Raw genomic sequence first — 25,425 nt, 5'->3', positions numbered from 1 at the left:
ATCGAAATCAACCCCCGCCCCCGACCCGCCGCATCCAGCAACTTCGCCAGATTCGCCACAATCCGCCCGCCCGTCGCGGCAAACGGGTGCCCCGCCGCCAGTGAGCTGCCCTTGACGTTCAGGCGGCTGCGATCAATCGAGCCCAGCGGCGCGTCCAATCCAAGCCGGGTCTTGCAGTACTCCGGATCCTCCCAGGCCTTGAGCGTGCACAACACCTGCGCGGCAAATGCCTCGTGAATTTCGTAGTAATCGAAGTCCTGCAAGGTCAGCCCATTGCGCGCCAGCAAGCGCGGCACCGCATACACCGGGGCCATCAGCAGCCCTTCGGCGCCGTTGACGAAATCCACCGCCGCCGCTTCGCCGTCCCGCAGATACGCGAGGATCGGCAAGCCGCGTTCTTTCGCCCACTCTTCACTGCCCAGCAACACCACCGAGGCGCCATCGGTCAGTGGCGTGGAGTTGCCGGCGGTCAGCGTGCCCTTGGCGCTTTTCTCGAAGGCCGGTTTCAGGGTTGCGAGTTTTTCCAGGGTCAGGTCCGGGCGCAGGTTGTTGTCGCGGGTCAGGCCGAGAAACGGGGTCATCAGGTCGTTGTGCCAGCCTTCGCTGTAGGACGCCGCCAGTTTGTGATGGCTTTCGAGGGCCAATTGATCCTGCTCTTCGCGAGGAATGTTCCAGGTCTGCGCCATCAGTTCGCAGTGCTGGCCCATCGACAGGCCGGTACGCGGTTCGCCGTTGCGCGGGAATTCGGGGATCAGGTGTTTCGGACGCAATTGCAGGAAGGTCTTTAGCTTGTCGCCGGTGGTCTTGGCGCGGTTGGCTTGCAGGAGGATCTTGCGCAGGCCTTCGCTGACGCTGATCGGTGCGTCCGACGTGGTGTCGACGCCGCCGGCAATGCCGCAATCGATCTGCCCGAGCGCGATCTTGTTCGCCACCAGCAGCGCCGCTTCCAGACCGGTGCCGCAGGCCTGCTGGATGTCATAGGCCGGAGTGGCCGGTGACAGGCGGGAGCCGAGCACGCATTCGCGGGTCAGATTCATATCCCGTGACAATTTCAGCACCGCCCCCGCGACCACTTCACCCATGCGCTGGCCGTGCAGGTTGTAGCGTTCGATCAGGCCTTCCAGGGCGGCGGTGAGCATCACCTGATTGCTCGCGGTGGCGTACGGGCCGTTGGAACGGGCGAACGGAATGCGGTTGCCACCAATGATCGCGACGCGGCGCAGCTGACTCATGAAAAACTCCTTGTGAAATATCCAGTCTGAAAATCGGGCACTGAAAATCCCGCCGGGCCCCAAAAACACCGGGGGCAAACTACTCTGCTGTTCTAGCGTAGGCCTAAATGTGTGGATCGAACGATTGATTGCCCTTCGCAGTCCACACTTTGAACCCCATCTTCTGGAGAGCGTTCCATGTCTGACCGCTATATCGACTTCGCCAACTCGTCCATCGGCCACCGTCTGGTCGGGGCCCTGGGCCTGCCGTCGCCGGTGCGGCTGGAACGCTGGCAGGCCGGGCGCCTGCGGCCGGTGGAGGGCGCGCTGCTGATCGGCGGCGGGCCGCTGGCCGAACGGGTCAGCGCCTTCGCCAACCGGCTGACCGATGCCATTTATCGCTACGGCGATCAGCCTGCGTCTGCCACCCAATGGATTCCCGGCCATGGTCCGAAACTCAAGGCTGTGGTGTTCGACGCCAGCGATCTGCAGCACACCGACCAGCTCAAGCAGCTGCGCGAGTTCTTCCAGCCGTTGATGAAGAACCTCGACAACAGCGCACATCTGGTGATCCTCGGCCGCGCCCCGGAAACCGTGCGCGAACCGTTTGCCGCCAGCGCACAGCGCGCACTTGAGGGTTTTTCCCGCTCGCTGGCCAAGGAATTGCGCAGCGGCGGCACGCTGCAATTGATCTACGTGGGCGAAGGCGCCGAGGATCAGCTCGAAGGGCCGCTGCGGTTTTTCCTCTCGCCGAAAAGCGCATTCGTCTCCGGGCAGGTGATTCGCCTGAACCCTTGCGCCACACCAGTGACCGACTGGACGCGCCCTCTGGCTGGGCGCAAGGCGCTGGTCACCGGCGCGGCGCGCGGCATCGGCGCGTCCATCGCCGAAACCCTGGCCCGTGACGGCGCCGAAGTGATCCTGCTTGACGTACCGCCAGCAAAAACCGATCTCGAAGCCCTGGCCGCGCGCCTCGGCGGGCGTGCCATCACCCTCGACATCTGCGCCGAAGACGCCGCCGCGCAACTGATCGAACAGTTGCCGGACGGCCTCGACATTCTGGTGCACAACGCCGGCATCACCCGCGACAAGACCCTGGCCAACATGACGTCCGAGTTCTGGGACGCGGTGCTAGCGGTCAATCTCAACGCCCCGCAAGTACTGACCAAGGCCCTGCTCGACAGCGGCACCTTGCGCGACAACGCACGAGTGATTCTGCTGGCGTCGATCAGCGGCATCGCCGGCAATCGCGGACAGACCAATTACGCGGCGAGCAAGGCCGGGCTGATCGGGCTGGCCCAGGCCTGGGCTCCAACATTGCTGGAACGTGGCATCAGCATCAACGCCGTGGCGCCAGGTTTCATCGAAACCCAGATGACCGCGCACATTCCGTTCGGCCTGCGTGAGGCCGGGCGCCGCATGAGTTCGCTGGGCCAGGGCGGCCTGCCGCAAGACGTCGCCGAAGCGGTAGCGTGGCTGGCGCAACCGGGCACCGGCGCGTTCACCGGGCAGGCGCTGCGGGTCTGTGGACAAAGTGTTCTGGGGGCTTAGGCATGAGCATTGAATGGCACACGCTGCACCGAGAGCCGAGCCTGCCCGGGTTGTATGTCCGGGCGGCGACCCGGCGCAAAATCACCGGCACCACGTTGCCCGACAGCGGTTTGCGCTGCTGGGTCGACGTCGATGGCAAACTCCTCGCGGCCTATCGCAAGGTCTGCGGTTTTGCCGATGACGGTCTGCTGCCGCCGACGTATCCACACGTCCTGGCGTTTGCGTTGCAGATGCAATTGCTCACGGCCAGGGACTTCCCATTTCCGTTGCTGGGATTGATCCATCTGAGCAACCGCATCCGCGTGCTGCGGCCGATGGGCGGGATCAGTCGGGCGCAGGTCAGCGTCCGGGTGCACAACCTGCAACCCCATCCGAAAGGTGCGACGTTCGACCTGCTGACCACCCTCGACGATCAGCTCGGCCCGCTGTGGGAGGCCGAAAGCCGGATGCTCTGTCGAGGCGTGAAGCTTGAGGGCGAAGCGCTCGAACAGACGTGGGAACCCGCGCTGCCACTGATGCAGGTCGCGCAATGGAAAGCCCCGGCGGACATCGGCCGGCAGTACGCCAAAGTCTCCGGCGACTACAACCCGATCCACCTGAGCGCGGCCAGTGCAAAGCTGTTCGGTTTCCCCACGGCCATTGCCCACGGCCTGTGGAACAAGGCCCGTACATTGGCGGCACTGGCGGATCACCTGCCCCGGGCCAATCTGGAAGTCACCGTGCATTTTCGCAAGCCGGTGCGCCTGCCGAGTGAAGTATCGCTGTTCGCCAGTGCGGCGGGTTCCAGTGGTGAACTGCGCCTGATCGGTGCCGGAGAACTCGAGCACATGGTCGGCAACTGGCAACCGATTGCCTGAATCGATACGCCGCTTCGGCCGCTCTCCCGTCCCTGGCGGGAGGCGGATCACAGCGGCGGAACATGATTAATTGTGTGTATATAACTTAAGTTTTTACGGGCGCCACCTGCCCACAAGTCAAACCCCAAGCCTTGATTTTCAAGGCTTTTTTTTGCGCGTTTATATCCTCGGCATTAGTCGTTAAGCAGCAGGTTCACCGATCTATATAAAGGCGTTAATACCAAGTCGAGAATGGTGTGGATCCAGCCTTGCGATTGATATGGGCACAACGGGCGAAGGCATTGCCGGCGGCAGAATCGGCAGACCATCGAAGACAACGAACGTTGTGACAGGTGCAAGGAATTACCATCATGAAAACTCAAGTGTGGTGCAAATCGGCAACAGCGCTGGCATTGATCCTCTCCCTCGGCCTGGCCGGCTGCAGCAGCGGCGGTGGCGGTCATCACAGCAGCTCCAGCAGCTCGACTCCGGACAGTTCCACCGCCGGCACTGGCGGAACAAGTGGCAGCGGTGGTTCGACCGGGACTGGCGGCACTGCCGGAACGGGCGGAACAGGTGGCACCGGCACCACGGACCCGACCAATCCGACCAACCCGACGGATCCGACCAACCCCACCAACCCGAGCACACCCGCTCCATTGGTGACTTCGACGCTGGTGCAGGATGTCGGCAGCACCGTTGCCGGCGTCGGCAGTGGTGTCGGTCAGGTCGGTGATTCCCTCAGTGGTGTGCCCGTGGTCGGCGGTGTCGTGCAAAGCGCTGCCAGGACTGCCGGTAATGTGGTCACCACACTGGGCGACGGCGTGGCCAACGGCCTTGGCAAGCTCGGCACGACCGATAACGGCCTGGGCGTCACCGCTTCGGCGGTCGGCGGCGTGGTGCAGGATGTCGGCAACGGCGTGTCTGACCTGAGCGGCAAACTGGCCAGCGCCACCGGCAGCGTTCCCGTGGTCGGCGGTGTGGTCACCAAAGTTGCGCCATTGCTCAACGGGGTGGGTGAAAAAGTCACCATGCTCGGCGATACCCTGAGCACGGCCACAACCACCGGCCCACTCGGTTCGGTGACCAAAGACGTCGGCAACGGACTCGTTCCGGTGATCGCCATGGTCGAAAGCACCACCGACAAACTGGGCAGTGCCACTGGCCTCGGTGCGCCATTGAACGGCGTCCTGCAGAAAGTCGGCAGCACCGTCGACGGCGTGGGCGACAACGTCACCGCAGCCGGCAACGGCAACGCACTGACCAACACCGTCGGCGGCGCCCTGAGCAATGTCGGCACTGCCGTCGGCAAGGCCGGCGGGCTGGTGGACAACGGCACCGGGTCGGGCACCGGCGTGGGTGGCGGACTCGGCGGTGTCGGCAACAATGGCCTGCTGCAAACCGTTGGCGGCGCAGTGGTCAACGTCGGCGCCGGGCTGGGTGCAGGCAACAGCACCCTCGGCGCACCGGGCAACGTGCTGGTCTCGGCCGGCAATACCGTGGCTTCGCTCAACACCGTGCTCGGCGGCTCGGGCTCACCGATCACCAGCCCTACTACGCCTCTGGCCAGCCTGGGCAGCGGCGTCGGCGGCGGGCTCGCACCTGTCACCAGCGCCGTCACCAGCCTGACCCAGAACGTCGGCGGCGCCACCGGACTTGGTGCTCCGGTGGCCGGCATCACCAGTCAGGTCGGCGGTGCGGTGGGTAATCTCGGTGGCGCCATCGCCGCCACCAACAACCCGGTCACTACCGCCGTCGGTGGCCTGGTCAGCAACGTGGGCGGTACCGTGGCGGCGGTCGGCGGGCTGGTCAACGGTGGCGCATCCACCGGGGGTACCGGCACTGGCGTCGGTGGCGGTCTGGGCGGTGTGCTCGGTGGCCTGACCGGCGCACTGGGCGGCAACAAACGCTGAATTGCACCTGGCCGATTCGACGGCCGCACCTACAGCGCCTACGCTTGGTTGAAGGCGGAAGATTCCCGTGAGTCTTCCGCTTTTTTTCTTAGGAAAACCCTGCCCGGTGCTGCGGTTTGAACATGGAGTGTCCTATGCGCGTAATGGCATCCCTGCTGTTGCTCAGTCTCAGTTCCACCGCCCTCGCCGACACCCTGCCCAGCTTTCTCAACAGTAACGAAACCATCCGCAACCTTCCGGTGCCGAACCTGCCTGCCGACGCCTACCGGCCGAGCGCAGCCCCGCTGCAAGTCCCGGAGCCCGGTGCCGCAGCGGCCGAGCCGTTGATGATGGGCACCAAGATCAACCTGAAAACCGTGCAGATCGAAGGCGGCACGATCTACCCGCTGAACGAACTGGCAGAGATCTACAAACCGCTGATCGGCCATGAGTCCAGCCTGGCCGACCTGATCGAAGCCACCCGCAATATCACCCGACGCTACCAGAATGACGGCTATCTGCTGTCCTACGCCTTCCTGCCGAAACAGAATTTCGATAACGGTGTGGCGCGCGTAGTGCTGGTGGAAGGCTATGTGCGGGATGTGCAGGTGCAGGGCGATGTGGGCCGGGTCAAGGGGCTGCTCGACAGGCTGGCGGCGAAAATCCAGGCAGAACGTCCGCTGACCCGCAAGACCTTCGAACGCTACACCACACTGATGACCCGTATTCCCGGCGTCACGATCCAGGCCCAGGTGCCGCCGCCGGGGACCACCGATGGCGCGACCACGCTGGTCGCCCAGGCCAGCCGCAAACCCTTCACCAGTTCCCTGAGCACCACCGAAGACAACCGCAAGGGCACTCAGGCCCTGCTCGGTGTGAGCAGCAACTCGCAGACGTCGATGGGCGAACAGCTGACGCTCAGCGGGCTGTTTCCACCGGGAAAGGATCACGAGCATTACTACCGTCTGGACTACAGCCAGTTCCTCGACGCCGAAGGCACGCAACTGAACCTGTCCGCCTCGCGCTACCGTGCCGACCCCGGCACCAACGTCGCGCTGGACAATGGCCTGGAACTCAAGCCCCACCGCGAGAACGACCGGTACTCGGTCGGCTTCAGCCTGCCGCTGATTGCCGCCTCGAACGAACTACTGACCGCCGGAGCGCGCCTGTACGCGGTCAACGACAAGACCCGCTATAACGTCATCGGTTACCCGCTGAGTATCGAAGAACGCACCGACATCCGCGCCCTCGCCTTCGAAAGCGACTGGCGCAAGGCCGACGCCCGCCAGTTGCGGATTCTCAGCGGCGGCGTCTATCAAGGACTGGACAGCATGGGGGCGCACACCAACAACAGCGCCATCGATCTCAATTTCCTGCGTCTGCGCCTTTCCGGGGTGCAGAGCGACAAGTTCTTCGATAACTGGCAAGGCGTGCTGTCCGGCGCGCTGTACTGGACCGACGACACCCTGCCCGACAGCGAGCGCGCGGTGTTCGGCGGGCAGAATTTCGGCCGTGGCTACCCGGACGATCAGGCGTCCGGCGACAAGGGCTGGGGCGTGGCATACGAGATCAACTACAGCTTCAACCGCGACGGCAACTGGGTGCGCATCCTGCAACCCTATGTCGTGCTCGACCGTTCCCGCAGCTGGTTCAACCAGTTGCCGGTGCAGGCCAACAGCCTGTCATCGGCAGCCGTGGGCCTCAGATTTGGCGATGCCAAGTACTACAACATCGCCCTGGAAGCGGCCAAACCCATGTCGGATGAGGCGCTGGATACTTACAACCGCCGGCCGCGCTACAGCATCAGCTTCAGCTATCAGCTGTAGCCATCGGGCGTCGGATTGAGGTTCTTTCGCAGTGACCGTCAGCCTTGAGACCACTGACGGTCACTGCAGCGGTCTCAGGATTCAGGAAACATTGGCCCTGGGCTTGGGAAACAGGTTGTCGAGGGTTTCCAGCAGCCGCACGTGATAGATCGGCTTGCGGAACAGATCCAGCACCTGCAGGCGCAGCATGTCACTGACGTCTTCCATGTCCGCATGCCCCGAGGTCACGATCACCGGCAGGTGCTGGCGCGAGGTGTGTTCGCGCAGGCGCTTGATCAGCGACATGCCGCTTTCCTCCGGCATGCGCAGATCGGTGATCACCAGGGCGATGTCGGGATGGCGGGTCAGATGATGAAGGGCGAGCTTCACCGAGGTCGCGGTATGACAGACGAAGCCCTCGCCCTCCAGCAACTCCGCCAACTCCAGCAATGCGTCCTCTTCATCGTCAACCAGAAGCAACTGTTGGCGGGGCAGTGAAGAAGCAGTCATTGGTCAATCCCTGAGAAACTGAAGGTGGAACCGAGTGTAGTGCGAGATTCGCCACCCATCGAGTCAGGGTAACTGCGTCGGCGCAGTCTGTGCCGTACCACCCAGGGCCACGAGGATGTTGTTGAAGATCGCCAGCACCTTGGCGCCTACCGGCGTCACGAACACCACAACCACAATGGCGACCATCGCCACCACAATTGCGTACTCGATGGCCGACGCGGCTTCGGTGCTTGCCAGGAACGACCGGGCACGCATCATCAGGTATTCGAAGAGCATGGACATTCTCCTTCATGCCCGGGAATTTCCGGGCACCGGAAAGCCTATGATCGGGACAATGCCTGAACGCTCCTGCTCGGCAGCAGACAGGCATCGACAGAGGGAGAGAGCGTTCGGTCAAGGAATGCCGGGCTTGGTCGGGGCAGTGCCACCGAGCGAGGTCAGGATCGCGCTGAAAATATTGAAGACCTTGGTGCCCATCGGTGTCACGAACACCACGACCACCACCGCCACCATCGCTACCACGATCGCGTACTCGATAGCCGAAGCCCCTTCCTCACTCTTGAAAAACAAACGGGCCCTGGCCAGCAGATAATCGAGAATCATACGTCCACTCCTTTGCGCCCATGGCGCCGATGTCGCGACAGCGGCAAAGCTTCCACCGTGCTATCTGAGCATTGTCAACAAAGCCCCCGTCAACAACTGTAAGAACGGGTTAATCACAAAGCATTAACCGCTTCGTCAACCTCCGTGATTTCGACTGCTAATTGGCCAACACCCATACTTTCGTAGGTTATTTGCCGGCCAGTAATGGCGTTTTGGCTTGTTTCAGCTAGCGTGGAAATAGCGAAATAGTTGGATGTTCATAGCTGCCTGATTGCGATGTTCCCTTGGTTGGAAGTGCGGGCTGGTAGTGCAGCAGGAAAGGGAGAGCCGTCATGAACAGTCGTGTCACCATGGGTCTTGCCGCCGTGCTTCTGCTGGGGGCTATCGTCGTCGGCTACTGGGGCCTGGTGCTCAGCCGGCAACCGGCACCGGTTACCGAGGCACCGGCGCCTGCGGTGGTCACCGTGGAAAAGACCGTCGCCGCCGCCGAAGACCAGACCCGCCAGCCAGTGGTGGTGCTGGTGCATGACGTACCGCCGTTCACCCCCCTCACCGCCGCCGACCTGGCCATCGAGAAACTGCGCAGCGCCCCCGCAGGCAGCCTGAGTGCAATCGATCAGGCCGTGGGCCGCACACCGTGGCGTCACCTGAGTGCCGGCACCTGGCTCAATGCTGAAAGCTTCGAGGCCGGCGGCGCGCTGGCGCGCATGATCCACAGCGACGAGCGCGCGCTGGCGGTGTCGGTCGATGAAGTGATCGGTGCCGCCGGGCAACTGATTCCCGGCGATTACGTCGATGTATTGCTCTACCTGCGTCAGGACGCCAGCAACCCACAGCAGTCGGCGCAGATTGTGGTGCCGGCGATGCGCGTACTCGGCGTCGGCGAACAGTACGGCCTGACCAACGACGGTCAGCCGGCCACACCTGCGCTGAGCGCCGACGACAAGCTCAAACAGGATCAGCGCCGACTCACCGCGCGCACCGTGGTGCTGGCGGTGCCGGAACAACTGCTGAGCCGGATGATGCTCGCCACCCAGGTCGGGACGTTGCGCCTGGCGGTGCGCAGCAGTGAGGAACAGCGCCTGGCCAAATACTGGGCCGGCGAAAACCAGGCACCGGACAAACTGGTGGCCGCCAACAGCCAACTCTTCCAGTTCACCCAGCTTGCGCTGGGCGCTGCGCCGAAAATCCCGTCCAGCGGCGAGCACAGCGGTGCAACGCGGCCGGCGGTGGAAGTGATTCGCGGCAATCAGATCACCCAACAGAACCCATGACAGAGCAAGGATCCAAGTGCATGCAGAGTCGTTTCTGGCCGACCTTCAATCCCCTGCTCCGGGCCTTGCTGTTGACGGGACTGTCGATCAATGCCGCCCAGGCGGCCACCGGCAATTGCTCGGCCCTGAGCCGTTTGCCGCCGGTAATCGAAGTCAATGAAGGCTGGCAAAAGGATCTGCAATCGCCGGTGGCAATCACCCGCCTGGCCATTGGCGATCCGAAAATCGCCGACGTGCACGCCACCGGCAACTCGTCGTTTCTGATCACGGGCGTAGCCCCCGGCGCCACCAGCCTGATGGTCTGGACCGGCTGCTCCAGCGAGCCGCGCCAGAGCATGGTATTTGTCCAGGGCGCTGCCACGAACGCCCTCACCGGCGCCGGCCCGTTGCCTTCAGATGACGCGCAGCTGCCTTCGCAGGTTCAGACCGACATTCGCTTCGTAGAAGTCAGCCGCACCAAACTCAAACAGGCCTCGGCCAAACTGATCGGCACCCGTGGCAATTTCCTGTTCGGTTCCCCCGGGACACTGCCGCCCATCGATGGTGTGCCGCAGCCGCGACTGCCGGTGGACAACTCGCTGTTCAACTTCTCGTGGATCGGCGGCAATACCATGGCGATCATCAACGCCCTTGAAGGCAGCGGCTTCGCCTACACCCTGGCGCGGCCAAGCCTGGTGGCGCTGAACGGACAAAGCGCGAGTTTCCTCGCGGGGGGACAGATCCCGATCCCGGTCCCCAGCTCCGGCAGCGACAGCGTGTCCATCGAATACAAGGAGTTCGGCATCCGCCTGACCCTGACGCCGACCATCATCAGCCACGACCGCATTGCCCTTAAAGTCGCGCCGGAAGTCAGCGAACTGGACTTCAGCAATGCGGTGCAGATCGCCGGCACCACGGTGCCGGCCCTGACCATCCGCCGCACCGACACCAGCATTTCCCTGGCCGATGGCGAGAGTTTTGTCATCAGCGGCTTGATCAGTACCACCAACAGTTCCCAGGTCGACAAGTTTCCGGGGCTGGGCGATATCCCGGTGCTCGGGGCGTTTTTCAAAAGCTCGCAGATCAAACGCGAAGAGCGCGAGCTGCTGATGATCGTCACCCCGCATCTGGTGCGTCCACTGTCGGCGGAAGCGCAACTGCCGTCGCTGCCGGGAGAAAAACTGCGTAACTACGACCCGAACTTCTATCGCATGTTCTTCATGGAAAACGGCAACTTCGACAAGCGCAGCGGGTTGTCCCAATGAGCCAGAGCCTGAGCCAGACCTTTCTCGCCATCACCCGCAACAGCACCGATCTGGAATGGCTGCAAAGTGCGCTCGCGCCGCTGGGGCAAGTGGTCAGCGCCGGTACGGGCAGCCTCGATGAATTGCTTGCGCTGGTGGATGTCACCTTCGCCAGCCTGGTGTTTGTCGGCCTCGACCGTGAACACGTGGTAGCCCAGAGCGCGTTGATCGAAGGCGCGCTGGAGGCCAAGCCGATGCTGGCGATCGTCGCCCTCGGCGACGGCATGGACAATCAGTTGGTGCTCAACGCCATGCGCGCCGGGGCGAGGGATTTCGTCGCCTACGGTTCGCGCTCCAGCGAAGTCGCGGGGCTGGTGCGCCGCCTGAGCAAACGCATGCCGCCGGTGACCCACAACACGCAACTGGGTGGCCTGACGGTGCTGTACGGCGTGCAAAGCAGTTCCGACGGCGCGCTGTTGTCCAACCATATGGCGCTGGTGGTGCAAAAGAGCGGGCAACAGACGCTGCTGCTGGACCTCGGCCTGCCCCGTGGCGACAGCCTGGCGCTGCTGGGGCTGGAGAGTTCGTTCCACTTTGGCGATGCCTTGCGCCATTTGCGCAGGCTCGATGCGACGTTGATCGACAGCGCCTTCACCAGCGCCGAAGCCGGGCTGCGGATTCTCGCGTACGCCGACAATGACGAGCCGCTGGAAAGCACCAGCGCCGCAGAGCTGTACATGTTGCTCAGCGCCTTGCGCCAGCACTTCCAGCACATCGTCGTAAACCTCACCGGCCAGCCTGACAGCGAAGCCTTGCGCACCTTTGTCAGCCATTGCGACAAGCTGATCTGGTACACCGACCAGAACGTGCTCAATTGCCGGCGCAACCTGGCAATGTTCAACCTGTGGCGGGAAAAAGGCATGAAGCTCGATCACGGACGGCTGTTGGTCGACCGTTATCTGAGCAACGTCGCGCCGGATGCGGACACCCTCGGCAAGACCTTCAATCTGGAAGTGATCGCCGTGCTGGCCCTGAGTCCGGAGTTGCGTCTGAATGCCAAGAATCAGGGCGTGAGCCTGTTTGAACTGGCCCCCCGGGAAAAACTCACCCAGAGCCTGCGGGCGCTTGGCGAACGGCTGGCCAAACGTTCCGAAGGCCTGGCCAAACCCAAGGTCACCTGGTTCGACCGGTTGCGGGGCAGCTCATGAGTCCGGAAAAACTCTTCGGTGCCCCGGCTCGCGGTCAGTCGGGCAACACCGACCACGAAGGCCTGAAACTGGTCCTGCATCGCTACATCATCGATGCCATCGAGGAATCCGGGAAAAACCTGCTCGAAGGTTCGCGGCAACTGCTGGCCCAGTTCGTCACCGACAAGGTCGCCGAATACATCGCCCGTTTGCACCTGGCGATTTCCCGTTACGAGATGGAGCGGCTGGCGGAAGAAATCGTCGATGAGCTGACCGGTTTCGGCCCGCTGGAAGTGTTGCTGCGCGACTCCGCCGTGACCGAGATCCTGGTCAACGGCCCGCATCGGGTATTCATCGAACGCGACGGCGTGCTGCACCAGAGCGACCTGCGTTTCATCGATGCGCACCACGTCGAACGGGTCATGCAGCGCATTCTCGCGCCGCTCGGGCGACGGCTCGACGAGTCGTCGCCGATGGTCGATGCGCGCCTGCCCGATGGCAGCCGGGTCAACGCGATCATCCCGCCGATCGCCCTCGACGGGCCGTGTCTGTCGATCCGGAAATTCCGCAAGGACATGCTCAAGAGCAGCGACCTGATCGCCATGCAGACCATCGACCTGGCGATCTTCGATTGCTTCCAGGAGGCCGTGGGCAAACGCTGCAACATCCTGATCAGCGGCGGCACCGGCACCGGCAAGACCACGCTGCTGAACATTCTCAGTCAGTTGATCAACCCCCACGAACGGCTGGTGACCATCGAAGACGTCGCCGAACTGCAGCTCGGCCACCCGCACGTGGTGCGTCTGGAAACCCGGCCGCCGAACGCCGAAGGTCATGGCGAGGTCAAGGCCAGCGACCTGATCCGCAACGCCCTGCGGATGCGCCCGGACCGGATCATCCTCGGCGAGATCCGTGGCGTCGAAGTGCTCGATGTGCTCACGGCGATGAACACCGGTCACGACGGTTCAATGAGCACGGTTCACGCCAACAATGCCCAGGATGCGTTGCTGCGTCTGGAAACCTTGGTCGGCCTGACCGGTCGCACGGTGGCCGAACGCACGTTGCGGCAAATGATCTGTGCCGCGCTCGACATGATCATCCAGTTGACCCGCATGCCCGACGGCCGCCGCTGCGTGAGCGAGGTGGTGGAAGTGGTCGGCGTGCGCGAAGACATCTACGTCACCAACACGTTGTTCCGCCTCGATCGACGCACCGGGTTCGGCTTCCTGCGCGAAGCGGTCAATCCGGCCGGCGACAAGTTGCGGCACGAGTCGAGCCTGGGCTGAGCGCATGGAGCTTTCGTCATGATGGGGCCGGTGATTCTCATCGTCATTTGCCTGATGCTGCTGGGGCTGTCGATTCGTCTGTTCCTGCATGGCGTGCGCAAGACCGCCAACGAGCGGGTGCTCACGCGACTGGCCGCCGGGCAACCGCAGACAGCGCCCGGCAAAACTACTTGGACGGGACTCGAACGCATGTTCCTGCGGGCCGGCCTGGGCCGCCCCGGCGAGCGTCTGGGGTTGTGGCTGGCGTTATGGGCCATCGCGATGATGCTGGGTTACCTGACCGCCGAGTGGATCGGCCTGCTGATCATGATGCTGGCGCCGCCCCTGGTGTTGCGCCTGTACATCGCCTGGCGGTATCGCCGCCGGCTCAACCGCATGATCGAGCAACTGCCGCAGTTGCTGGACCACACGGTGCGCAGCCTCAAATCCGGGCGCACCCTGAACGACGCGGTGCTGGGCGGCATCGACTCCAGCGAAGATCCGTTGAAGACCGCAATGGGCCGGGTGCAGCGCAACGTGCAACTGGGAGTGAACCTGCCGGATGCGGTGAGCGACTTCGCCGAGCTCTACGAACAGGACGAACTGCGCATGTTTGCCCTGGGGCTGAAAGTCAATCACCGCTACGGCGGCAATGCCAGCGAGTTGCTGGAAAACCTGATCAAGCTGATCCGCGAACGCGACCAGGGCGCCCGCCAGCTGCGCGCCCTGACCGGCGAAACCCGCCTGACCGCGTGGGTGCTGGGATCGCTGCCGGTGATCATCGTCAGCTACTTCATGCTGACCAATCCCGGTTACATGCTCGGCATGTGGAAAGACCCCGGCGGCCAGACCATGCTGATCATCGCGGTGGTGTTGCAGGTCATCGGCAGCCTGGCGCTGTGGCGCATGTTGAGGAGTGTCTGAGATGGTGATCCTGGCCAGTCTCATGCTGCTGCTCGGAGCGTTCTTGCTGGTCGGCAACCATTTGCTGACCGAACGTCGCCGGGTGCGCCAGGTCAACCAGCGCCTGCAGGGCCATCTGGTGCGCGAGAGCCGTTTGCGCACCTTGTTGCGAGCGCTGGGCAACAGCCGGTTCGGCCAGCGTTCGGTGAGCATGGACAGCGAAACCCAGACCCTGCTCAACCGTCTCGGCTGGCGCCGGGCCAGCGAACGCTCGCTGTTTGCCGCGTGCCAGATCGGTACGCCGTTACTGGCACTGGGCATCGGTTTGTTTCTGCAGGAAGTGTTCTTTCCCCAGGCGCCCAAGGGCTGGCTGGTGCCGATGTTCGCCACCGGTCTGGGCTACCTGTTGCCCAAGCGCCTGCTGGCCTATGCCGCCGCCCGGAGGCAAAAAATCATTTCGGTGGAGGTTTCGACGTTCATTCCTCTGCTGCGCATCCTGTTCGAGTCCGGCATGGCGGTCGAACAGGCATTGCGCGTGCTGAGCATCGAGGGGCAGAAGCTGCTGCCGGAGCTGACCAGCGAATTGCGCCTGATCCTCGCCCGTGTCGACTCGGGGCTGGAGCTGGGCCAGGAGCTGAACAAGGCGGCGGTGATGCTGGCGGTGGATGAGTTCACCGACACCTGCGTGATCCTGCAACAACTGATTCAACAGGGCGGTGGCGCGATGAAATCGCTGCTGGCGCTCAAGCAATTGCTGGATGACCGACGCCTGACGCGCTTGCAGGAATACATCTCGAAGATGTCGGCGAAGATGTCGGTGGTCATGATGCTGTTCCTGTTTCCGGCCTTGCTGATCGTACTGGCAGGCCCCGGATTTACCGCAATCACCCGGGCGTTTGCGTCCTGACATGGAGAGCGTTTGATGAAAGCACTGATGGTGGTGGCAAGCCTGTTGCTGTTGGGCGGTTGCGCAACCGATGGTCAGGCGCCGTGGACCGCCATGCTGGCGCCGACCAATTGCAGCAAGCTGAGCGCCGAGCAGGAGCTGTCGTTGAATCTGGTGGACGATCTGGCCAACGACGGCAAGCTGCACGCCAGCCTGGCCAACCTGCAAGGCCTGCCCGACAACCTCGTGGAGGTGCGTCTGCGCAAGGCCAAGGTCTACCGCCTGCTGGGGCGCAGCGAAGCCGAACCGCTGTATCGCGGCCTGCTCGGCACTTGCCTGAGCGCCGACGCCGAACACGGTCTGGGTCAGCTGTATGCCGCACGCGGCGATAACGGTCAGGCGCAGGCTCACCTGCAACGGGCCGTTCGACTGGCGCCGACCAATGAAAACATCCACAACGATCTGGGCGTGGTGTACCTCAATCAGTTGCGGCTCGAAGACGCGCGCTTCGAGTTCCTCACGGCCATCGAGCTCAAGCAGAACAACCAGTTGGCGACGCTGAACCTGATCACTCTGCTGATCTACCAGAACAACTGGCAGCAGGCCGCTGAAATCGTCAGCCGCGCGCACCTGACCCCGGAACAGTTCACCGACGCTCAGGAGCGGGCGGAAAAACTCAAGTCCCCGATCAAGGCAAAACCTGCCACCGGCAATCAAGTCGCGGTGGTCGCCGACCCGCAACCGGCGACGATCAAGTGAACCTCAGGGAGGCCACATGAACATCTGCAAAACACTGTGCTGCATGAGTCTGTTGAGCCTGCCGCTCGGCGCACTGGCCATCGACGCCGGCCCCGCCTCGGCCCAGCAGCAGGAAACCGAAGGCTGGCTGTTGCTGCAAAGCCGCAACAAGGCCGCCTCCCCCGATCCGCAGGCGGCCACGGCGACCGAACGAGAGCTGGCCATGCAGCGCTGGCTGAAGAAATACAAATATGACATCCCCGATTTCTATGACCCCGACGCCGGGGGCAAGATCGAGAGGAAGAACTGACGTCCCTGGCCGCGCGATGGCGGCCAGGCACAATGGACTAGTGCGCGGTTACCCGCTGCCGCAACGCCGCCGCACTCGGCGACAAGGCCAGCGCCAGTTGGGTGCGGTTGTGCATGTGGGTCAGGCGCAGCACCTGCGAGACGTAAAGCTTGACGGTGTTTTCGGTGATGCCCAGCTCGCAGGCGATCTGGTAATTGGTCTGCCCCTTGCCCACCAGACGCGCCACGTCCAGTTGCCGTGGCGACAACTGATTGAAAATGGCCGGGATCTCCAGCGCGTCGGTGTCACCGGATGCCTGCTCACTGACGGGAGCCGGCCCGCGGCGCACCTTGTCCAGATCCTGATACAGATCATCGATGGACGACGACAGGTCCTGCAGCTTCTGATTCAGGTGCCCCAATTGCAGGGTTTTCTGCCGCTCCTGCAGCACCGCCTCCTGACGCTGCAGGCCTTCGAGCAGTTCGTCGAGGTTGACCGGTTTCTGGTAGTAGTCGGCAATCCCGGCGCGCAACGCCTTGATCACATCCTGTTTGTCGGCGCGGCCGGTGAGCATGATCGCTTCGAACACCCGCGACTTGCCGGCCTGTCGCTGCAGTTCCTGCACCAACTGAATGCCGTCGAGGTCCGGCATGTGCAGATCGCACAGCACCAGACCGATCGCCGGATCCTCGGCAAAACGCTCGACGGCCTCTTTGCCGGACCCGCAGGGGACACAGCGATAGCCGTTGCTCTCGAGAAACTCACAGAGTTCCTCGACAATCAGCGCCTGATCATCGACAACGAGGACTTTTACCGCAGATGTAAGCTTGTTCACGTGCCACTCCATGCCCGGGCCAAAACTGACCATTCCTGTACTGTCAGCCGTTGGCCGTATAACCAGTACCTTTGAAAGTAGACGCACTTTCCGACTATGTACATAAGACTAGTGGCGTTTGGCGACTAATGGATCCAAGGTAGTACAAGCAGGAAACCGATCAGCACGAACGGCGCAAATGGCAGCTTTTTTGACATGGATGGCGCCATATATCGAAGACGATGCCTAAGCCCTTGACTCATATGCAGCCAGACTCTTGGCGCCAGCAGGATCCAGACGACGCTTGCGACGCCGGCGCCGATAAAAATCCCGAGCAACGACAGACCGTCCGTCGCAAGGCCGAGGGCTGTCATTAATTTCACATCGCCGGCCCCCATGCGCCCCATGAAATACCCCGGCAAGGTGAACGCCAGCGCCACCAGACAGGCCCAGCCGCCCTGCTCTGCTGCGGCGCCCGTCCAGGTCGTTCCGAAATACAGCAGATAAACCAGTGCCAGGGCGCCAACGCCCAATGTCATGGCGTTGGCGATCCTCCGTTGCCGGGCATCCTGGGCCGCACACAAGGTCAACCAGATCAGAAGAACAAGGCTTTGCATCCGGTAAAAACCGTCCGTTTTGGCTGAATGATTCTATGCTGATACTACGCAGTGACTGTCAGGGTAGACGCACGGATGAAAACCGGCTCTCGGAAGGCGCAAAAAGGCGCGGTGGCGATCGAATTCGCCCTGGTGTTCGTGATCTTCTTCGCGGTGTTTTACGGCCTGGTCAGCTATGCCCTGCCGTTCGTGCTGATGCAGACGTTCAATCAGGCCACGGCCGAAGCGGTACGGCGCAGCGTGGCGGTCGACCCCACGACGCCCAACTACTCGACAGTTGTCGTCAACACCGCCAATGCCGCCCTGACCCAGCAGTTTTCAGGCCTGCCCAGCGCCCTGAACGTGGTGGTCGGCGTGGACACTTCAGCGGTCTATGACTCGACGCAGGGCACGCTCACCGTCAGCGTCAATTACCCCGTCAGCAAACTCAATCAGGTCATTCCGTTTCTGGTGTTGCCGGGCGTCGGCGCCGTCCCCAGCCTGCCCACCAACCTGACCGCCAGCTCGAGCCTGAAATTTTGACGGCCGGGGACAATCTGTTCGGCCGCCTGCTCAAGCGCGCGCCGCTGGCCGGCGACCTGCCGGACGTGCTCGGCTCCCCCGCGACGGGCCTGCACCTGTACCTCGATGGCGAAGGCGCCGTGTTGCAGATGGCCGGCCCCTTGCGCCTGTTGCTGGCACAGCAGATGCCCCATGACAAACCGCTGCCACTGCACGATTTACTGCTGCCCCACAGCACCCTGGCGATCGAAGGCCGGCCACAGGAATGGCAAGGGCTGTTGCTGGACCTGGATTTCCCCGGTCTGGGCGAACAGACCCTGCACCTGCGCGGCTGGGCCCAGCCTCTGGGCAACGGCTGGCTGCTGCAACTGATCGACATTGCCGACCTCTTGTCCGAACGCCAGCAAGCGCATCAACGCGAGGCGTGCCAAGCGATTGCCGGGCAGATCAGCAAGCAGTTGCGCAGTTGCAGTCTGGGACGACTGCCGATGGTCGTCAGCGAACAGCTGCAGATCATCGCCCAACGCTGGCAGATCCCGTGTGTGGCGCTCGCCTTGCTCAATGAGCAGGAACAGGTGTGGCAGGTTCACTGCCAGTTCCACGCCCACGACGCACCCGCGCTGTGGCACGACGGCCAGCGCCTCGGTACGCCGCTGGACAGCCTCAATGGCACAGGCCCGCAGCGCCTCGGCGCGCATTACGGCCAGTATGAACATTCACGGGTGCAGGGGCTGTTCGGCAATGCCGAGGGGTTCGCCGTGCCTTACAGCGATGATCGAGGCGTCATGGCGTGGTTGCTCTGCGGCTTTTACGCAGTCGACAAGACCGCGCCGTATCTGATCGACCGTGACTGGCTGATGCTGGCCGGCGCACTGGCGGGGCCGTTGCTCGGGCGTTTGCGTGAGCAGCAGCATCAACTGCAACTGGAGCGCCTCGAGTCGTTGCAGACATTGCTGGGCACCGGCTGGTGGGAAATCGGCAGCAGTGGCGAACACATCCAGCTGGCCCCGACGCTGGCCGCCATCCTGCAACAGGACAGCTCGACGCTGCCCCTGGAACACTGGCTGAACCTGATCCACCCCGCTGACCGCGAAGAAGTGCGCAGCCGCCTGCAGGCCCTGCAGATGCATGGGGAAATCCTCGATCTGTGCGTGCGTCTGCATCCTCACGACGCCAGTCAGGCGCCGGCGTGGTATCGCCTTCAGGGGCAGGTCAGCGGCACCGGCGATCACCGTCGGCTGGCGGGCTTCATGCTGGACATCAGCGACATCAAGAACCAGCAGCAACTGGCCGCTGCGGCCCATGCGCGGCTGGACAATCTGATCGCCAGTTCACCGGCGGTCATCTACGTCCAGCACTACGTCGAAGGGGCCTTGCTGCCAGCGTTTTTCAGCGCCAGCCTGCAACCCTTGCTGGGCTGGAGTCTGGAAGACTTCGATGCCGGTGCGCTGGTGGAGCGGATCCACCCGGATGACCGGGCGCTGTATTTCGAACGCACCCGGCAGCTGTTGCGCGAAGGTTCGGTACGCGCGCGCTATCGCCTGCGCGACAGTCGCGGCGATTACCACTGGCTGCTCGACGAGGCCCGCCTGCTGCGCAACGACCTCGGGCTGCCGGTGGAGGCCGTCGGCTTGTGGCTGGACGTCACCGAAGCCACGCTGGCTGCCGAACAAGTCAGACAGAGTGAAGAACGCTACCGGATTCTGGTGGAAGACTCGCCGGCGATGATCTGCCGTTATCGCCCGGACCTGATCCTGACCTTCGGCAACCAGCCGCTGGCGAAGTATCTGGAATGCGCGCCCGAAGAATTACCCGGGGTCAATCTGGGCAGCTGGATGTCGGACGTACAACGCGCAGACTTCGTCGAGCGTCTGGCATTGTTGACCCCGCAATCCCCCGTCAGCACCGCCGAAATCAACCTGCAATTGCCGGGGCGCGAGCATGCGTGGTGGGTGTGGTCGGATCGCGGCGTGTTCGATGAGCACGGGAAACTGATCGAAGTGCAAGCCGTTGGCCGCGACAACACCGAAGTGCGCCGCTCCCAGCAGCAACTCACCCAGAGCGCGAAAATGGCCACCCTCGGCGAAATGGCCACCGGCCTCGCCCACGAAATCAACCAGCCGCTGAACGTCATGCGCATGGCCATCGTCAACGTGCAGAAGCGCCTGAGCAACGGCGATGTGCAGATCGACTACCTGACCGACAAACTCAATCGCATCGACGCCCAGGTCCAGCGTGCCGCGAAAGTGGTGGACCACATGCGGGTGTTCGGCCGCCGTTCGGAGATCGAACAACAGCTGTTCAACCCGGCCAGCGCCATCGAAGGCACGCTGTCGCTGCTGGCCGAAGGCATGCGCGGCAAAGGCGTGGATTTGCGCATTAGTGAAACCCCGTTCGAGGTTCAGGTGCGCGGTTACGTCGATCAGTTGGAGCAGGTGTTGATCAACCTGATGGTCAACGCCCGGGATGCGTTGCTGGGCAAGCGCGAGTCGGAGTCAGGGTTCAAACCGTGGATTTCGATCTACGCCGAACGGGATGAAGAAAAGGTGCGGCTGTGGGTCGAGGACAACGGCGGCGGTATCGATCCGCGTCTGCTGGAACGGATCTTCGAGCCGTTCTTCACCACCAAACCGGTGGGTGTCGGCACCGGCCTGGGGTTGTCGGTGAGTTACGGAATCATCGAGAACATGGGCGGCCATCTCAGCGTGCGCAACTCGGCAGAAGGTGCGCGGTTCTGCATCGAACTGCCGATCGCCCCCGATGACTAGATAACGAGATACGCCTTGCCGGTCTGGCCACAGGTCATGTTGGCGCCGACGTCCACGTCCATCAAATTGATGCCCAGCCCGTTGAGCAAGTTGTTCAGCAGCGGGTCGAGCAATGGGCTGACCAGATTGGTGATCAGCGGTTGCAGGATTGTCGTCACACCGCTGATCAGGCTGGCAACGCCGGTGATGATCGCCCCCAGCGGGTTGCTGCCCTGGGGTTTGTAAACGATCAGGTTGATCCCCGCCAGCGTGCTCGCCAGGCTGTTGACGATATTGCTGGTGGGTGCGGCAGATATCACGCTCGGCGGCAGTTTCAGGTTGGGTGGCGTGGGGAACGGCGTGCCGCTGGAAAACACCAGATCCTGAGTGTTCTGCGCCACGCTGGTGTTGACCATGATCGCGATGCCGCCGGCGCCGTATTGCACGTGGGTGCTTTCGTCACAACTGCCGATCCCCAGAATCTTGTGACAGGTCACGGTGCCCAGATCCACCAGCGGCAACGGCGTGACCGTCGGTTCGGCAGATGAAGAAAAGGCGTTAGTCGGATCAATCTTGCCCACCTTGAGATCGGCAACGGAGGTGATGGTGTGGGCCGTCAGGCTCTTGGTCCCGGTGCTGCCGGTGGGGCAGCTGTAATCGGTGACGTAACTGATGGCGCCGCCGGCATCGAGGCTGATGTCGATTTCCGGCGATGGCAGCAGCAATGGGTCCAGTTGCTCGCAACCGGCGCCGAGCAGGCAACCCACCGAATTCAGGGTGGCGACCAGATTCAGACTGAGCAGCGCATTGAGCGTCGGGGTCAAGGTTCCGACCAGCCCCAGCACGGCGTTGGTCAGCCCGGTCACCCCGGACAATACCGGCAGATTTACCGAGAGCATCGTGCGGATCTGCGCAGTGCGCACATAAATACGGTTCGGCCCCAGAGGGTTGGCCTTGGCCAGCGCCGGATCGCCGATGGCGGAAAACTGCGGCGGCTCGATGACCTTGACCCGTACCGTGACATTCGCCAGCCCCAGCACGCTGATCGGCAGGGTGGCGGCCACCGCGCTGTTGCTGTTGGCCAGCTGGATCACGCCCTGGATCAGTTGCAGCAGTTGCAGATTGGCGTCGAGTCCGGCCGCCGTGGTGCCGGTCTGCAACTGCAGGATATCGCCCAGCTTGAGTGGCGCGGCATTGATCGCCGCAACTTGCAGTTGGCCCAACGCGGTAATCACATCGGCGGTTGCGCCGTTGAGCTGGACCACCGTAATCGCGGCCTGGATCAATTGCGTCACGGTGGTCTGGGTATTGAGCAACTGGGTGTAGTTGCCGGCGGCGACGTTGAGGTTGATCGCCAGTTGATTCAGATAACTGAGCAGGTTGATGTCGGTGTTGAGCAGGCCGTTCCAGCCCACCGCCGTCAGATTCACACTGCCGCCCAGCAGGCCGGAGACCAGTGGGTTGAGGATGCTCGACTGAGCGGTGCTGATGTTGGCCAGGTTGCTGCGGATGTTCAGCTGGGCCACGGTGGGCTGCGGTTGAGCGGCCACCGCCGAGGCATAGAGCACGGTGTTGAGGCTCAACGGTGTGCCGCTGAAGAGTGACTGCACGCCGCCGGCGAAACTGGTGGTCACGGTGTGGTTGGCCGCGACCTTGACCGCCACCGCCTGGGTGGCGTCCACACTGAATGTGCGCAAACCACTGGAAGCCGTCACCAAGGTGCCGCAGTCGACCACCAGCACGTTATTCGCGTCCGTGACAAAACCGTTGCGTGTCGCACTTTGCCCCGCATAACTGGCTGCTGTAAGGCCCGGCAGACAATTGCCGCCACGACTGACCGCCTCCAGCGCCGCGTTATCCACCAGCCGCTGCAACTTGCGTTGTTCCATGTACAGACGGCCGGTGTCCACCACCAGCAACATCAGAATCAGCGCGAGACTGAGGGTCGCGGCCGCCATCAAGCCGATGGCCCCGCGCTGTCGGGCGGGGCCGCGACACTGCGAAAGACGCGACATGGCGCACTCCTTTGCCGGCGCACGGGCCGGGCGCAAGCTCCATTGGTGGATGTCAGTGTAGACCCGGCGCAACGACACTGCTGGCAACGCGCCAGCCGCTTCCCCATAAAAAACGGGAGCCATTGGCTCCCGTTTTTGTGCGCAGACTCAGCGCGGAGGGTAGTTCGACAGAATCCGCGTCACCGTTTCATGGATGGCGCTGCTGCGATCCGCCGGATTCGGCGTGCGACTGAGCATCTGTTCATCGCTGCCGCGCCACACCAGTTTGCCGTCCTTGCCATCGAGCAGGTCGATCTGGATCGTCGCGACCTTGTAGGTGATGTTGCGGGTTTCGTTGTACATCGGTGCGCCCCAGTAACCGTTCCATGGGCCACCCCAACCGCCGCCATAGTTGGTGGTGACCTGCTGCTGGCGATCCTCGACGATCAGGTAGGTTTGCACATTCAAGTCACCCTTGGTGCCCGCAGCGGCCGGGCGCAGGCCGCGCTGATCCAGTTGATCGGCGACGGACTGGCGAATCCGTTGTTCGGTCAGGTCGCTCTTGATCCGTGGATCGTCGGGGCGGTATTGCAGGGCGGGTTCTTTCCAGCTCCAGCTGCGGTAGGCGGCAAAGTCGCGGCTGGCGTCAAAGTCATGATTGACCTGGTTGGCGGCGCAGGCACTGAGCAGCGCGGCCATGGCCAGTAAAGCAAAACGGCGGAACATGGTTTTTCTCCGGTGGAAAACATGAACCTGAGGGAGCTTCCGGTTCACGGGAAGCTAACTGGGAGGATACGCCGACATGGCCTTTTCGACAGCCTCGCGGATCGCATCGGACCGATCACTCTGGTTGCCCTGAGTGCCGGTTTCGGCGCTGGCACTCCAGACCGGCTGACCGGTGCCGGCGTCGAACAGATCGACCCGTACCACCACGACCTGCTCCTGATAGGTGCGCACGATCGGCACCGTGTTGTACATCCCGTAGCCGCGGCCGTAACGGTCATAGCCACCGTATCCGCCGTAGTAACCGTAATCGTCCTGGACCTGGCGCAAGCGGGTTTCCAGGCTCAGGTTGGCGCTGACAAAAAGGTCGGCCGGGCGATTGTCGTGCAACGGGCGCAAGCCGCGCTGGTCCAGCGCACTGCTGACCGCCTCGGCCACTTGCGCCGAGTCCGCCCAGGCACTCCCCGGCGGCAGGCGTCCGTTGAGCCACGCCCAACTGCGGTAGCGCCCGTAATCCCGTGGCGGCGCGGGATAAGCGCTGCGGTCGAAGGTGGTCGCGGCTTGTGGTGGCGCCGGCGGCAAGGGCCGCGACTGCGCCACGTAAGGGTTGCTGCCTTGGCACGCGGCCAACCCCAGACAGATCAGCAATAACCCGGAATGACCTTTCATTTCATGCTCCGATCAGATCGGCCGGCAGATCCAGTGCAAGTAGCGCCCAAGCCCGGCGAAGCTTGGGTGACGACGGTGGGCGAGCTCCATCTCGAGCAAATCAATCAACTCGGCGCGAGCCTGGAATTCCACCGGCATGTAATCGTGGAAAACCCGGATCCCGCTCTGGGTTTCGACCTGCCACAACCCGTCGAGTTGCGTGGCCAGTTCCCGTGGATCGAGCGGCTGCTGCGGGGTCAGGCTCTGCTTTTCGCCGGCCATGTCGTTCCTGCGCATCTTCTTGAAATGGCCTTTGAGCAGGTTGCGGTAGACCAGCGCATCACGGTTGTAGAACGCCAGCGACAGCCAGCCGCCGGGTTTGGTCAATTGATGCAGCACCGGCAGGATCGCATGGGGTTCGGCGAGCCATTCGAGCACCGCGTGGCAGATCACCACGTCATAGGGTTCGGTGAGTTGCCCGAGCAGTTCCTGCCACGGCGCCTGAATGAACGTTGCGGTCTGCCCGGCCTCGGCGAACCGCTGGCGCGCGCCTTCGAGCATCGGCTCGGCCGGCTCGGTAAAGGTCACGTCGTGCCCGCGCTCGGCCAGCCACAGCGACATGTGGCCCAGACCACCACCGATGTCCAGCACCCGCAACGGACGATCCGGCAAGGCTTCGGCAAGATCGGCCTGCAACACCGCGAGGCGGATCGCGCCTTTGGCGCCTCCGTAGATCTTTTCGGCGAAACGGGTCGCCAACTGATCGAAATGACGGTCGCTCATCAGCTGAACCGCCGTTCGCTGTCGGCGAGCTTGCTGCGCACCACTTCATTCATGTCCAGCCCCAGCTCGCTGCACAGCAGCAACAGATAAAGGACAATGTCACCGACTTCCTGGCCGGCATGGGCCAGTTTATCCGCCGGCAATTCGCGGGACTGGTCTTCGGTCAGCCACTGGAAAATTTCCACCAGCTCGGACATTTCCACGCTGGCGGCCATGGCCAGGTTTTTCGGGCTGTGAAATTGCCGCCAGTCATTGCGATCGCGAATGGCGTGCAGGCGCTCGGTCAGTTCAACAAGGTTCATCGGGTTCTCCTGAAGGCGTATAGCTTCGGGGGGATGCCGCGCGAAGGCAAGGGGCAGCCACCACCCGGCAAACCCTCTATGCTTGCAGGGAACTCGGCCGCCCCCGGCGCGGCCCAAGGCTCA

Annotated in this window: 25 protein-coding genes; 14 read left to right on the top strand and 11 right to left on the bottom strand. The window is 63.0% G+C overall.

Annotation, left to right across the window (positions count from 1 at the left end; all coding sequences use genetic code 11):
• Positions 1–1,232: acetyl-CoA C-acetyltransferase (locus CAG02_RS17670; protein WP_085741428.1), on the bottom strand; the 1,232-nt coding region annotated here is incomplete at its 3' end.
• 177 nt (positions 1,233–1,409) lie between these two features.
• Between CAG02_RS17670 and CAG02_RS17665 the strand changes: the two genes are divergently transcribed.
• The 4 genes from CAG02_RS17665 (at position 1,410) to CAG02_RS17650 (ending at position 7,316) form a co-directional block, all read left to right on the top strand.
• Positions 1,410–2,762 carry a 3-oxoacyl-ACP reductase gene (locus CAG02_RS17665; RefSeq protein ID WP_085711263.1) on the top strand — a complete coding sequence of 451 codons (1,353 nt, stop codon included), beginning with the start codon at positions 1,410–1,412 and terminating at the stop codon, positions 2,760–2,762.
• A 2-nt stretch (positions 2,763–2,764) separates the two neighbouring features.
• Positions 2,765–3,619 carry a MaoC/PaaZ C-terminal domain-containing protein gene (locus CAG02_RS17660; protein ID WP_085711262.1) on the top strand — a complete coding sequence of 285 codons (855 nt, stop codon included), beginning with the start codon at positions 2,765–2,767 and terminating at the stop codon, positions 3,617–3,619.
• A gap of 350 nt (positions 3,620–3,969) precedes the next feature.
• Positions 3,970–5,511 carry a collagen-like triple helix repeat-containing protein gene (locus CAG02_RS17655; RefSeq protein WP_085711261.1) on the top strand — a complete coding sequence of 514 codons (1,542 nt, stop codon included), beginning with the start codon at positions 3,970–3,972 and terminating at the stop codon, positions 5,509–5,511.
• Positions 5,512–5,645: 134 nt separating this feature from the next.
• Positions 5,646–7,316 carry a ShlB/FhaC/HecB family hemolysin secretion/activation protein gene (locus CAG02_RS17650; protein WP_085711260.1) on the top strand — a complete coding sequence of 557 codons (1,671 nt, stop codon included), beginning with the start codon at positions 5,646–5,648 and terminating at the stop codon, positions 7,314–7,316.
• A gap of 81 nt (positions 7,317–7,397) precedes the next feature.
• Here CAG02_RS17650 and CAG02_RS17645 read toward each other — a convergent pair whose 3' ends face one another.
• The 3 genes from CAG02_RS17645 to CAG02_RS17635 form a co-directional block, all read right to left on the bottom strand.
• Entirely contained in the window at positions 7,398–7,805 is a 408-nt protein-coding gene (locus CAG02_RS17645; protein ID WP_085711259.1) for a response regulator, read from the bottom strand.
• Positions 7,806–7,868: 63 nt separating this feature from the next.
• Positions 7,869–8,081, bottom strand: coding sequence for a Flp family type IVb pilin (locus CAG02_RS17640; RefSeq protein WP_085711258.1), 213 nt, complete (start codon positions 8,079–8,081; stop codon positions 7,869–7,871).
• Positions 8,082–8,198: 117 nt separating this feature from the next.
• Positions 8,199–8,408 carry a Flp family type IVb pilin gene (locus CAG02_RS17635; RefSeq protein ID WP_085711257.1) on the bottom strand — a complete coding sequence of 70 codons (210 nt, stop codon included), beginning with the start codon at positions 8,406–8,408 and terminating at the stop codon, positions 8,199–8,201.
• Positions 8,409–8,740: 332 nt separating this feature from the next.
• On the opposite strand from CAG02_RS17635, the gene cpaB reads away from it, so the two are divergent.
• Genes cpaB through CAG02_RS17595 form a run of 8 tightly spaced genes read left to right on the top strand, consistent with a single transcriptional unit; the run spans position 8,741 to position 16,194 of the window.
• Positions 8,741–9,682 carry a Flp pilus assembly protein CpaB gene (gene cpaB, locus CAG02_RS17630; RefSeq protein ID WP_085711256.1) on the top strand — a complete coding sequence of 314 codons (942 nt, stop codon included), beginning with the start codon at positions 8,741–8,743 and terminating at the stop codon, positions 9,680–9,682.
• A gap of 20 nt (positions 9,683–9,702) precedes the next feature.
• Positions 9,703–10,926, top strand: coding sequence for a type II and III secretion system protein family protein (locus CAG02_RS17625; RefSeq protein WP_085711255.1), 1,224 nt, complete (start codon positions 9,703–9,705; stop codon positions 10,924–10,926).
• A complete protein-coding gene (locus tag CAG02_RS17620) occupies positions 10,923–12,113 on the top strand; it encodes a pilus assembly protein (protein WP_085711254.1) in 1,191 nt (396 codons plus the stop codon). The genes CAG02_RS17625 and CAG02_RS17620 overlap by 4 nt, the downstream gene beginning before the upstream one ends.
• Complete coding sequence (locus tag CAG02_RS17615; protein ID WP_085711253.1) at positions 12,110–13,378, top strand: CpaF family protein; 1,269 nt, start codon at positions 12,110–12,112, stop codon at positions 13,376–13,378. The genes CAG02_RS17620 and CAG02_RS17615 overlap by 4 nt, the downstream gene beginning before the upstream one ends.
• Positions 13,379–13,396: 18 nt before the next feature.
• Positions 13,397–14,281, top strand: coding sequence for a type II secretion system F family protein (locus tag CAG02_RS17610; protein WP_085711252.1), 885 nt, complete (start codon positions 13,397–13,399; stop codon positions 14,279–14,281).
• A gap of 1 nt (position 14,282) precedes the next feature.
• Positions 14,283–15,167, top strand: coding sequence for a type II secretion system F family protein (locus CAG02_RS17605; protein WP_085711251.1), 885 nt, complete (start codon positions 14,283–14,285; stop codon positions 15,165–15,167).
• Between the two features lie 15 nt (positions 15,168–15,182).
• Positions 15,183–15,905 (top strand): tetratricopeptide repeat protein, encoded by a 723-nt coding sequence (locus tag CAG02_RS17600; protein ID WP_085711250.1) that lies wholly within the window; start codon positions 15,183–15,185, stop codon positions 15,903–15,905.
• Between the two features lie 16 nt (positions 15,906–15,921).
• Positions 15,922–16,194 carry a DUF3613 domain-containing protein gene (locus CAG02_RS17595; RefSeq protein WP_085711249.1) on the top strand — a complete coding sequence of 91 codons (273 nt, stop codon included), beginning with the start codon at positions 15,922–15,924 and terminating at the stop codon, positions 16,192–16,194.
• Positions 16,195–16,231: 37 nt separating this feature from the next.
• On the opposite strand, the gene CAG02_RS17590 is transcribed toward CAG02_RS17595, so the two are convergent.
• Together CAG02_RS17590 and CAG02_RS17585 are read right to left on the bottom strand one after the other, a co-directional pair.
• Positions 16,232–17,041: a response regulator transcription factor gene (locus tag CAG02_RS17590; protein ID WP_170931613.1), complete on the bottom strand. Its 810-nt coding sequence runs from the start codon at positions 17,039–17,041 to the stop codon at positions 16,232–16,234.
• 92 nt (positions 17,042–17,133) lie between these two features.
• Positions 17,134–17,604: a prepilin peptidase gene (locus CAG02_RS17585; protein ID WP_085711248.1), complete on the bottom strand. Its 471-nt coding sequence runs from the start codon at positions 17,602–17,604 to the stop codon at positions 17,134–17,136.
• Positions 17,605–17,679: 75 nt separating this feature from the next.
• Here CAG02_RS17585 and CAG02_RS17580 point away from each other — a divergent pair, with 75 nt between their 5' ends.
• Together CAG02_RS17580 and CAG02_RS17575 are read left to right on the top strand one after the other, a co-directional pair.
• Positions 17,680–18,126, top strand: a complete 447-nt coding sequence (locus CAG02_RS17580; protein ID WP_085711247.1) for a TadE/TadG family type IV pilus assembly protein — start codon at positions 17,680–17,682, stop codon at positions 18,124–18,126.
• Positions 18,123–20,873: an ATP-binding protein gene (locus tag CAG02_RS17575; RefSeq protein ID WP_085711246.1), complete on the top strand. Its 2,751-nt coding sequence runs from the start codon at positions 18,123–18,125 to the stop codon at positions 20,871–20,873. The genes CAG02_RS17580 and CAG02_RS17575 overlap by 4 nt, the downstream gene beginning before the upstream one ends.
• On the opposite strand, the gene CAG02_RS17570 is transcribed toward CAG02_RS17575, so the two are convergent.
• The 5 genes from CAG02_RS17570 to CAG02_RS17550 form a co-directional block, all read right to left on the bottom strand.
• Positions 20,870–22,867: a pilus assembly protein TadG-related protein gene (locus tag CAG02_RS17570; protein ID WP_085711245.1), complete on the bottom strand. Its 1,998-nt coding sequence runs from the start codon at positions 22,865–22,867 to the stop codon at positions 20,870–20,872. The genes CAG02_RS17575 and CAG02_RS17570 overlap by 4 nt on opposite strands.
• Positions 22,868–23,014: 147 nt before the next feature.
• On the bottom strand, positions 23,015–23,572 hold the full coding sequence (locus CAG02_RS17565; protein ID WP_085711244.1) for a DUF4136 domain-containing protein: 558 nt from the start codon (positions 23,570–23,572) through the stop codon (positions 23,015–23,017).
• 54 nt (positions 23,573–23,626) lie between these two features.
• Positions 23,627–24,238 carry a DUF4136 domain-containing protein gene (locus CAG02_RS17560; protein ID WP_085711243.1) on the bottom strand — a complete coding sequence of 204 codons (612 nt, stop codon included), beginning with the start codon at positions 24,236–24,238 and terminating at the stop codon, positions 23,627–23,629.
• A 12-nt stretch (positions 24,239–24,250) separates the two neighbouring features.
• Complete coding sequence (locus CAG02_RS17555; protein WP_085711242.1) at positions 24,251–25,000, bottom strand: methyltransferase; 750 nt, start codon at positions 24,998–25,000, stop codon at positions 24,251–24,253.
• Positions 25,000–25,302 (bottom strand): MazG-like family protein, encoded by a 303-nt coding sequence (locus tag CAG02_RS17550; protein ID WP_011332275.1) that lies wholly within the window; start codon positions 25,300–25,302, stop codon positions 25,000–25,002. Before CAG02_RS17550 ends, CAG02_RS17555 begins: the two co-directional genes overlap by 1 nt.
• Positions 25,303–25,425 lie beyond the last annotated feature (123 nt).

This window comes from Pseudomonas sp. R43(2017), assembly GCF_002112345.1.
Classification (GTDB): Bacteria; Pseudomonadota; Gammaproteobacteria; order Pseudomonadales; family Pseudomonadaceae; genus Aquipseudomonas; species Aquipseudomonas kribbensis.
The sequence above is the reverse complement of the archived record's forward strand: the minus strand, read 5'-3'. Positions and strand labels throughout refer to the sequence as shown.

What these genes read in the sequence shown, in the direction of transcription:
- CAG02_RS17640 (WP_085711258.1), bottom strand. Translation starts at nt 8,081, where the DNA reads ATGCTCTTCGAATACCTGATGATGCGTGCCCGGTCGTTCCTGGCAAGC.
- CAG02_RS17570 (WP_085711245.1), bottom strand. Translation starts at nt 22,867, where the DNA reads ATGTCGCGTCTTTCGCAGTGTCGCGGCCCCGCCCGACAGCGCGGGGCC.
- CAG02_RS17595 (WP_085711249.1), top strand. Translation starts at nt 15,922, where the DNA reads ATGAACATCTGCAAAACACTGTGCTGCATGAGTCTGTTGAGCCTGCCG.
- CAG02_RS17660 (WP_085711262.1), top strand. Translation starts at nt 2,765, where the DNA reads ATGAGCATTGAATGGCACACGCTGCACCGAGAGCCGAGCCTGCCCGGG.
- CAG02_RS17655 (WP_085711261.1), top strand. Translation starts at nt 3,970, where the DNA reads ATGAAAACTCAAGTGTGGTGCAAATCGGCAACAGCGCTGGCATTGATC.
- CAG02_RS17585 (WP_085711248.1), bottom strand. Translation starts at nt 17,604, where the DNA reads ATGCAAAGCCTTGTTCTTCTGATCTGGTTGACCTTGTGTGCGGCCCAG.
- cpaB (WP_085711256.1), top strand. Translation starts at nt 8,741, where the DNA reads ATGAACAGTCGTGTCACCATGGGTCTTGCCGCCGTGCTTCTGCTGGGG.
- CAG02_RS17615 (WP_085711253.1), top strand. Translation starts at nt 12,110, where the DNA reads ATGAGTCCGGAAAAACTCTTCGGTGCCCCGGCTCGCGGTCAGTCGGGC.
- CAG02_RS17560 (WP_085711243.1), bottom strand. Translation starts at nt 24,238, where the DNA reads ATGAAAGGTCATTCCGGGTTATTGCTGATCTGTCTGGGGTTGGCCGCG.
- CAG02_RS17565 (WP_085711244.1), bottom strand. Translation starts at nt 23,572, where the DNA reads ATGTTCCGCCGTTTTGCTTTACTGGCCATGGCCGCGCTGCTCAGTGCC.
- CAG02_RS17610 (WP_085711252.1), top strand. Translation starts at nt 13,397, where the DNA reads ATGATGGGGCCGGTGATTCTCATCGTCATTTGCCTGATGCTGCTGGGG.
- CAG02_RS17625 (WP_085711255.1), top strand. Translation starts at nt 9,703, where the DNA reads ATGCAGAGTCGTTTCTGGCCGACCTTCAATCCCCTGCTCCGGGCCTTG.
- CAG02_RS17600 (WP_085711250.1), top strand. Translation starts at nt 15,183, where the DNA reads ATGAAAGCACTGATGGTGGTGGCAAGCCTGTTGCTGTTGGGCGGTTGC.
- CAG02_RS17580 (WP_085711247.1), top strand. Translation starts at nt 17,680, where the DNA reads ATGAAAACCGGCTCTCGGAAGGCGCAAAAAGGCGCGGTGGCGATCGAA.
- CAG02_RS17550 (WP_011332275.1), bottom strand. Translation starts at nt 25,302, where the DNA reads ATGAACCTTGTTGAACTGACCGAGCGCCTGCACGCCATTCGCGATCGC.
- CAG02_RS17665 (WP_085711263.1), top strand. Translation starts at nt 1,410, where the DNA reads ATGTCTGACCGCTATATCGACTTCGCCAACTCGTCCATCGGCCACCGT.
- CAG02_RS17590 (WP_170931613.1), bottom strand. Translation starts at nt 17,041, where the DNA reads ATGGTCAGTTTTGGCCCGGGCATGGAGTGGCACGTGAACAAGCTTACA.
- CAG02_RS17620 (WP_085711254.1), top strand. Translation starts at nt 10,923, where the DNA reads ATGAGCCAGAGCCTGAGCCAGACCTTTCTCGCCATCACCCGCAACAGC.
- CAG02_RS17605 (WP_085711251.1), top strand. Translation starts at nt 14,283, where the DNA reads ATGGTGATCCTGGCCAGTCTCATGCTGCTGCTCGGAGCGTTCTTGCTG.
- CAG02_RS17635 (WP_085711257.1), bottom strand. Translation starts at nt 8,408, where the DNA reads ATGATTCTCGATTATCTGCTGGCCAGGGCCCGTTTGTTTTTCAAGAGT.
- CAG02_RS17650 (WP_085711260.1), top strand. Translation starts at nt 5,646, where the DNA reads ATGCGCGTAATGGCATCCCTGCTGTTGCTCAGTCTCAGTTCCACCGCC.
- CAG02_RS17645 (WP_085711259.1), bottom strand. Translation starts at nt 7,805, where the DNA reads ATGACTGCTTCTTCACTGCCCCGCCAACAGTTGCTTCTGGTTGACGAT.
- CAG02_RS17555 (WP_085711242.1), bottom strand. Translation starts at nt 25,000, where the DNA reads ATGAGCGACCGTCATTTCGATCAGTTGGCGACCCGTTTCGCCGAAAAG.